This window comes from Nocardia sp. NPDC102475, from assembly GCF_055584605.1.
In genome coordinates this window covers 394814-402395 of record NZ_JBVJLS010000006.1, presented here as the reverse complement: position 1 = coordinate 402395, position 7582 = coordinate 394814, and the positions used below count along the sequence as shown (strand labels likewise).

The 7582-nt window shown below is 67.9% G+C and carries 6 protein-coding genes; 3 read left to right on the top strand and 3 right to left on the bottom strand.

All coding sequences use genetic code 11. The features are described from left to right. Positions 1-163 precede the first annotated feature (163 nt). Together recG and ACZ60G_RS14530 are read right to left on the bottom strand one after the other, a co-directional pair. Positions 164-2437 (bottom strand): ATP-dependent DNA helicase RecG, encoded by a 2274-nt coding sequence (gene recG, locus ACZ60G_RS14535; protein ID WP_465810539.1) that lies wholly within the window; start codon positions 2435-2437, stop codon positions 164-166. A 4-nt stretch (positions 2438-2441) separates the two neighbouring features. Next, on the bottom strand, positions 2442-4247 hold the full coding sequence (locus ACZ60G_RS14530) for a DAK2 domain-containing protein (protein ID WP_465810574.1): 1806 nt from the start codon (positions 4245-4247) through the stop codon (positions 2442-2444). A gap of 828 nt (positions 4248-5075) precedes the next feature. Here ACZ60G_RS14530 and rpmB point away from each other — a divergent pair. From rpmB to ACZ60G_RS14515, 3 genes are all read left to right on the top strand, one after another. After that, positions 5076-5267 carry a 50S ribosomal protein L28 gene (gene rpmB / locus ACZ60G_RS14525; protein ID WP_011210730.1) on the top strand — a complete coding sequence of 64 codons (192 nt, stop codon included), beginning with the start codon at positions 5076-5078 and terminating at the stop codon, positions 5265-5267. Positions 5268-5368: 101 nt separating this feature from the next. Beyond that, entirely contained in the window at positions 5369-5860 is a 492-nt protein-coding gene (locus ACZ60G_RS14520; protein ID WP_465810536.1) for a GNAT family N-acetyltransferase, read from the top strand. A gap of 39 nt (positions 5861-5899) precedes the next feature. Beyond that, positions 5900-6682: an enoyl-CoA hydratase/isomerase family protein gene (locus tag ACZ60G_RS14515; protein ID WP_465810534.1), complete on the top strand. Its 783-nt coding sequence runs from the start codon at positions 5900-5902 to the stop codon at positions 6680-6682. Here the strand turns inward: ACZ60G_RS14515 and ACZ60G_RS14510 are convergent, their stop codons facing one another. After that, on the bottom strand, positions 6683-7546 hold the full coding sequence (locus ACZ60G_RS14510) for an alpha/beta fold hydrolase (RefSeq protein WP_465810532.1): 864 nt from the start codon (positions 7544-7546) through the stop codon (positions 6683-6685). Positions 7547-7582: the final 36 nt, after the last annotated feature.

Genomic DNA, 7582 nt, shown 5'->3' with positions numbered 1-7582 from the left:
CAGTCGAAATGCGGCACGACACGGCCCGCGGCACCGCCATATGACTGCGCTCGACGGATCTCGATACCTCAGAAGCCAGCTGGACGCGGCACTAGTTCCGGACAATTGATCACCATGCGCTGGTGCGGGCAATCGTCGAGAAGGCCTCTCCACCAGTGCATTCTCACGACTTCGCCAGGTATTCCAGGCGTTCGGCGTCTACGGCGGCGTGCATCATGGTGGCCAGGCCTGGGTGGTGGTGCAGGCCAGGGTCGGATTCGACTAGTTGGCGGGCGAGGTCTTGGGCGGCGGTGATGACTTCGAGGTCGTCGAGTAGGGAGAGCAGGCGCAGGGAGCGGGCGGTGCCGGATTGGGCGGCGCCGAGGACGTCACCTTCGCGGCGTTGGCGCAGGTCGAGGACGGCGAGTTCGAAGCCGTCGGTGGTGGCGGCGACGGCGTCGAGGCGGGCCATGGCGGTGCCGGTGGGGCCCGCGTCGGTGATGAGCAGGCACAGGCCGGGGTGTTTGCCGCGGCCGATGCGGCCGCGCAACTGATGCAGCTGGGAGACACCGAAGCGGTCCGCGTCCACGATGACCATGACGGTCGCATTCGGCACGTCGACACCGACCTCCACGACCGTGGTGCAGACGAGCACATCGATGTCGCCATCGTTGAATGCGCGCATCACCTGGTCTTTTTCATCGGTCGGGAGCCTGCCGTGCAGCAGGCCGACCCGGACGCTCGCGAGCGGACCGGTGCGCAGCATGTCGAAGACCTCGAGGGCGGCGGCCGTGGTCGGGCCTTCCTTCTCCTCTGCCTTACCGGACTTCTTGCCGCTGCGGGCCTTGCCATTCTCCTCGTCGTCGCCGATGCGCGAGCACACCACATAGGCTTGTCGACCGGCGCCGACCTCCTCGAGTATGCGCTCCCAGGCCCGATCGACCCAGTTCGGATGCTGTTTGCGCGGCACCACCTTCGACACGATCGGCGAGCGACCGCGGGGCAGCTGGGTGAGGGTTGAGGTCTCCAGATCGCCGAGGGTGGTCATGGCGATGGTGCGGGGAATCGGGGTCGCGGTCATGACGAGCAGATGGGGACTGGTGCCGGATTTCGCCTTGGCGCGCAACGCATCCCGCTGTTCGACACCGAACCGATGCTGTTCGTCGACGATCACCATGCCGAGATCGAAGAACTCCACCGCGTCCTGGATGAGCGCGTGGGTGCCGATCACAATGCCCGCTTCGCCGGTGACCGCATCCAGTAGCGCGGCCTTCTTCGCCGACGCCGACATCGAGCCGGTCACCAGCACGACCTTGGTCGCGTTGTCGGCAGCGCCGAGTTCACCGGCGGTGCCGAGATCGCCCAGCATCGTGCGCAGTGACCGATAGTGTTGGGCGGCAAGTACTTCCGTGGGGGCGAGCAGCGCGCACTGCTGACCGGCGTCGACCACCTGCAGCATGGCGTGCAGTGCGACGATGGTCTTGCCCGAACCCACCTCACCCTGCAGTAGCCGGTGCATCGGATGACTGCGCGCGAGATCGTCGGAGATCTCCGCGATCACCTGCTGCTGCCCCTCGGTCAGTTCGAAGGGCAGGCGGGTATCGAAAGCCGCTGCGATACCGTCGGATCGGGGCGGACACGGCCGGGCCGCTCGGGCCTCCGCGTCGTGTCGCCGCTCGGCGAGGACCAGTTGCAGGGCCAGCGCCTCGTCGAAACGCAAACGCTCCCTGGCCTGTTCGATATCGGACTTGCGTTCGGGCAGGTGGATCAGGCGCAGCGCGTCGGAGATCTTCATCAGCGCGCGGTCGTCGCGCAGATCGCTCGGCAGCGGATCGTCGATCGGGTCGAGCTGATCGAGTACCTGCCGGACGCAGGCGAGCAGATCCCAGCTCTGCACTTTCGCGGTCGCGGGGTAAACCGGGATGTACTCCCGTTCGAAGAACGAGACATCCACTCCCCCTTTATCTTTCGCGCTCTGCGCCAATCCGCGCAAGGCACCGCCGCCGCGCACCGAGGTGAGGTTCTCGATGGAATCCTCTTCCTTCTCGGGCAGGATCAGATAGTCGGGATGCGAGAGGTTCCAGCGGTCCGGACGCCACCAGTGCACGGTGCCCGACATCATGGCCCGGACTCCTTCGCGGACAAGGTAACTCACCTTGTCTCCGTTGAAGAAGGTGATATCGATCGGGGCGACCGAACCGGTGTCGAGGGCGACCTTGAGCAGTCGCCCCCTGCGGTTCTTCATCGGGCGCAGTTCGGTTTTCGTCACCCGGCCGATGACGGTGATGTGCGCGCCCTCTTCCGGCTGCTCCTGGGTGAGCGGTTGGCCCTGAGTGGCATAGCGCAATGGGTAGTGCCGCAACAGATCCTCGACGGTGTGCATGTCGAAGGCATCGGCGAGCGGCTCCGCCGCCTTCACGCCGAGCAGGTGGTCCAGCCGATCGCTGAGTGTCGCCATATCCCTATTCCACCCCTATCTGCACCAGATCCGCTTGCTGCCCACCTGAATACACACTCACCTCGACGCCGGGGAAGCCGTTCGCGATATGCGCGGCCAGTTCGTCCGCGAGTTCGCCGGGGGCCGCCACACCCATCAGCAGGGTGACCAGCTCACCGCCGAAGGCGAGCATCCGGTCGAGCAGGGTCCGGCCCGCGGTCGGCACATCCCGGTCGATCACCACGACATCGTGACCGACCAGCCCCAGCCCATCACCGGCCTCGCAGGTGCCGACCATGGTGAGCGCCCGTTCTGTCGCGGCACGCAATGACCCCCAGCGAGTAGCGGCCGCCGCTTCCGACATGGCGAACGCATCGTCCACCGCGATCCGGCCGCAATCGTGCACTGCCAGCGCCGCCAACCCCTGCGCCATGGACCCGCTCGGCAACAACAACACGTCCCGATGCGCGTCACGCGCCGCAACACCGACCGCAACCAACTCGTGCGCGGGCAGCGCACCATTCGGCAGCACCAACACCTCCCGATTCGGCAGCTGCCGAATCGCCGCGAGCAGCGCCGCACTGGTCACCGGCCCGTCACCGCCGAGCACCACCGCACCTCCGGCCTCGAACAGCGCCGCCGCGCCATCGCCCGACACAACAGCCAGCACGGCGCGGTCTGCGGGACCGTCGTGATCGGGACCGATGCGCGCGGTTGTGCCGGATCCGACGGTCGTGCCGGGAGCTTCAGCACGCGCGGGCGCATCAGTGCGACTAACGCCTCCAGGCTGCACGGCGGCATCAGCATGACCCGCAGCAATACGCGTGGTCGCGTCAGTGCGTCCAGGCTGCCCGACGACATCAGCGCGACCCGCAACATCGGCGGGGGCTGCGTCTGGGTGCCCGACGCCCTCAGCGTGGTCGGCAAAGTCGGCGTGCGGGAATTTGCCCGAGTGCGCAGCAGCATCGCAGGGCGCGGGTGTCGGGCGGGCGGTGATGGTGAAGCTTTCGATGCGGATTGCACTGAGGGTGCCGGTGGCGATTCCTGCTTCCACGGCGGCGCCCGCATCGGCGCAGTGGACGTGCGCCGACCAGGAGCCCGCGCCGTCGCCGACGACCACCACCGAGTCGCCGAGGTCGGCGAGGCGATCGCGGAGGCGGGCGATTCGTCGGTCGTCGGTGCCGGAGAGGAGGTACATCACCTCGAAGTGGGGTTCGGCACTGTTCAGAGGTTCGGCACAGGTGCCGCGCGGTTCGGCGTCGGCTCGCGGTGCGGCAACGGCATGCGGTGCGGCCCTGACACGCTCAACTCCCGCCTGGTCACCAGCGAATGCGAATTCGCCGCGCGCGTACGCCGGTCGATCGGGTGTCCGGCCGAGGGTGACCACGACCAGACTGTCGAGCAGCACGACCAACCCGCGCGCCCCCGCATCGACCACACCCGCCTCGCGCAGCACGCCGAGCTGGGCGGGCGTATCACCGAGCGCCTCGGCAGCACCGTCGGCCGCCGCCACCGCCACCTCGGCCAGGGCTGATTCCGGAGAAGCCGCAGCACATTCCGCTGCCCGCTCCAGGACGGTCAGGATGGTCCCCTCGACCGGCACACTCAGCGATTCCCGAACCAGCGCCGATGCCGTTGCCAGCGCGTCACGCAACGTCCGCGCCGTCAGCGGCCCCCCGCGCGCCGCCTCGGCAATCCCCCGCAACACCTGCGACAAGATGATCCCGGAATTCCCACGCGCCCCGAGCGTCGCCCCGCGCGCCATCGCCGCGGCCACATCGTGCGTCGAGAGCGCCCACGGTTCGAGATATCCGTCCGCGGTTCCATTCAACGGCGCTGCGCTGAAGCCATTCCGCGAGCTGCCCCGCCCAGCACGATCAGGCGGGTTGGGGTGATCAACGCCAGTGCGGGGGACAACTCGATCCGTGAATTCCCCGGGCGACTCCGCCGCGGGTTGCCACACCGCGACCCCGCTGTCCGCTCCGGCACCCGATACCGCCCCATTCCCGACCGCCCCAGCATCCACTGCGTGACCGTCGGCCGCGAAGCCATCCGATTGCTCGGCACCGCGCGCCGAGATCACCGCGGCATCCGCAGCCTGCATTGCCGCTCGCATGGTGGCGAGCATGTTCGTACCCGTGTCGGCGTCGGCGATGGGGAAGACGTTGAGGGCGTTGATCTCCTCGCGGCGTTGCCGCAGGCCTTCGAGGCAGATGCGGCCCCAGCGCAGCAGGGCCGTGCCGTTCAGTTCATTCGGACCGGCAACGGCAGGCAGACCCGTGTCAGGGCCGTCGCCCATCATGTCCCGCACTCCGGGCACCGCCACCTCTCTCCGCGATCGTTCACACCGCCATGCCACCCGCACCCAAGCGACTGCTGGCAGATCGCTCGAAAGGTTCTGCCACCGTTGGCCAGGTTAGCTGGCGATACCGACAGTCGATCGGCGACACCGATCCACTACCATCGGGTGTGCCCACGGGCCGTCGGTTCATGACCCGGTTTGGCGGATCAGGGCGCCGCCAGCTACCCTTGCAGGGTTGCCTAGCGCGGCCGAGAGGGTTCGCGCTGGCCGACGTCAGTCGGCAGGGCATTAGACATTGTTTCCGGACATGCTGCCGACGTGCGGCGGTCCCCACATGACATGAAGGAGTTCGCGACTATGGCTGCCGTCTGCGACGTCTGCGCCAAGGGCCCCGGCTTCGGGAAGTCGGTCTCGCACTCGCACCGGCGTACCAACCGTCGTTGGAACCCGAACATCCAGACCGTGCGCGCACAGGTCGCGCCGGGCAACACCCGCCGCATGAACGTGTGCACCTCCTGCCTGAAGGCGGGCAAGGTCGTTCGCGGCTGATTTCCCAGAGACCGACATACGCCCCGACACCACCAGGTGCTCGGGGCGTAGTCATCTGCGGACCTGGTCATCGACGACCTCCCTCGGCAACGATGGTCTCCATGACCCAGCCCGCCTGGCGCATAGCCCCACTCACCGCCGAATACGTCCACAGCCTCGCCGAATGCCATATCGCCTGCTGGCGTGAGGCCTATCGCGGCCTGGTCCCCGACCACATCCTGGATGCGTTCGAGGTCGACCGCCGCGCGGAGCAGTGGGAACGCGTCCGGGTCCGCAATCCGGGCAGCGCCTACGTCGCCCTCGTCGACGACGAGGTAATCGGCTTCTCGTGTGCGAGCGCGTCACGCGACGAATCACCGGTCACCCCAACCGAACTCAATGCCCTCTACGTCCGCGCCGCCTGGTACGGCACCGGCGTCGCCCACGATCTCATCCGCGCCGCCGTCGCACCCGACATACCGTGCTCTCTCTGGGTCTTCGAGAAGAACCCGCGCGCCCAGGCCTTTTACCGCAAACACGGCTTCGAACTCGACGGCACCAGCCGCATCGAGGCCTTCACCCCCGCCATCGAAGTCCGCATGGTCCGCCGCTGACCGGAAGACGGCTCGGGGCGGGGAGCTAATGTGCTGGTCATGACTTCAACGCAGACCGAGTACGTCACCGTCGTCGACGGCGTACTACAGATCACCATCTCGACCGCCGCGAACGGCACTTCCCTGGACTTCGCGGGCATCAGCGCGGGCACAGAGGCATTGCGGTCAGCCGACCGCGAGATCGGGGCCGTCCTGCTGACGGGCGCCGGACCGAACTTCTCCGCGGGTGGCAATGTGCGCGGTTTCGCGGCGGCCGAGGATCGGGCCGGTCATATCTACGGCCTCGCCACGGATCTGCACGAATTCGTGCGCGCACTCGACGAGACCATCGTGCCCGTCGTCGCCGGGGTGCAGGGGTGGGCGGCCGGAGCCGGGATGAGCCTGGTGTGCGCGGCGGATATCGCGATCGGCGGCCCGAGCACCAAGCTGCGCCCGGCGTATCCGGGCATCGCGTTGAGCCCGGACGGCGGCATGTCGTGGACGCTGCCGCGGATCGTCGGCGCCGGACGCGCCCGCGAAATCCTGCTCACCGACGCGATTCTCGACGCCGAAACGGCGGTGCGACTCGGCATCCTGAGTCGGCTCGTCGATGACGAGCAGGTGCGGGCCGAGGCACTGGATGTGGCCCGAACCCTCGCTGCCGGACCGCGATCCGCCTACGCGAGCATCAAATCGCTACTGGCACGGTCGAATTCGTCGACGCTGAGCGACCAGCTCGACTACGAGCGCGATGCCATCAGCGCCGCGGCGAACAGCCCGGCCGGGCGCGAGGGCGTGGATGCCTTCGTCGAGAAGCGCAAGCCCGACTACCGGAACCGGTAGCTAACCGCGCACCTGGAGCACGAATTTCGCGACCGCGTCGGTGAACGAATCATTGTCGTCACCGGCCGCGGTATGCGCCGCGCCGCCGATCTCGACCAGCTGCGCATGCGGCACCAGTGCCTGGAATTCCGCGGCGCCTTCCGGCGTCACCACATCGGATTGCATGCCGCGCACCAGCAGCACGGGAATGGTGAGGGCGCGCGCGGCGGCCTCGAGCTGCTGCACCATCTCGCTCGGATCCTCGACGCGGTGGGTGAGCATATTCGGATCCCAATGCCAGTACCAGCGACCGTCGCGCTGGCGCAGATTGCGCAGCAGGCCGTCGGTGTTCTTGGGCCGTGGCCGATGCGGCATATATTCCGCGACCGCGTCGGCGGCCTGTTCGAGGCTGTCGAAGCCGTCGCGATGCTTACCGAGGAAGTCGATCACCCGCGCGACACCGGCGGGCTCGGGACGGGTGACGATATCGACGAGCACCAGGGCGGTGATCGCCGCGCCGCCCGGATCCGCGGTAGTCAGCAGGCCGGTCATCCCGCCCATGCTCGCGCCCACCACGACCGCGGGAGTGGCCAGCTGTTCGAGGACCGCGCCCAGGTCAGCGACCATAGTGTCGCGCCGGTAATCGGCGTTCGGCGACCATTCGCTGTCGCCGTGGCCGCGCGCGTCCAGCGTGACGACCCGCATCCCGGCGGCGGCCAGCTTCGCACCGGTCTGCTTCCACGAGTGTCTGGTCTGACCACCACCGTGCAGAAACAGGACGAGCGGGCCGTCCGCCGGGCCGAACTGGTCGGCGGCCAGCTCGATCCCATCCGAACCGCGCAGTCGCAGCCGGATCGGATCGAGAAGGTTGTTCGCATTAGTCACGATCCGAGGATCGCACAGTTACCGCTGGGGCTCATG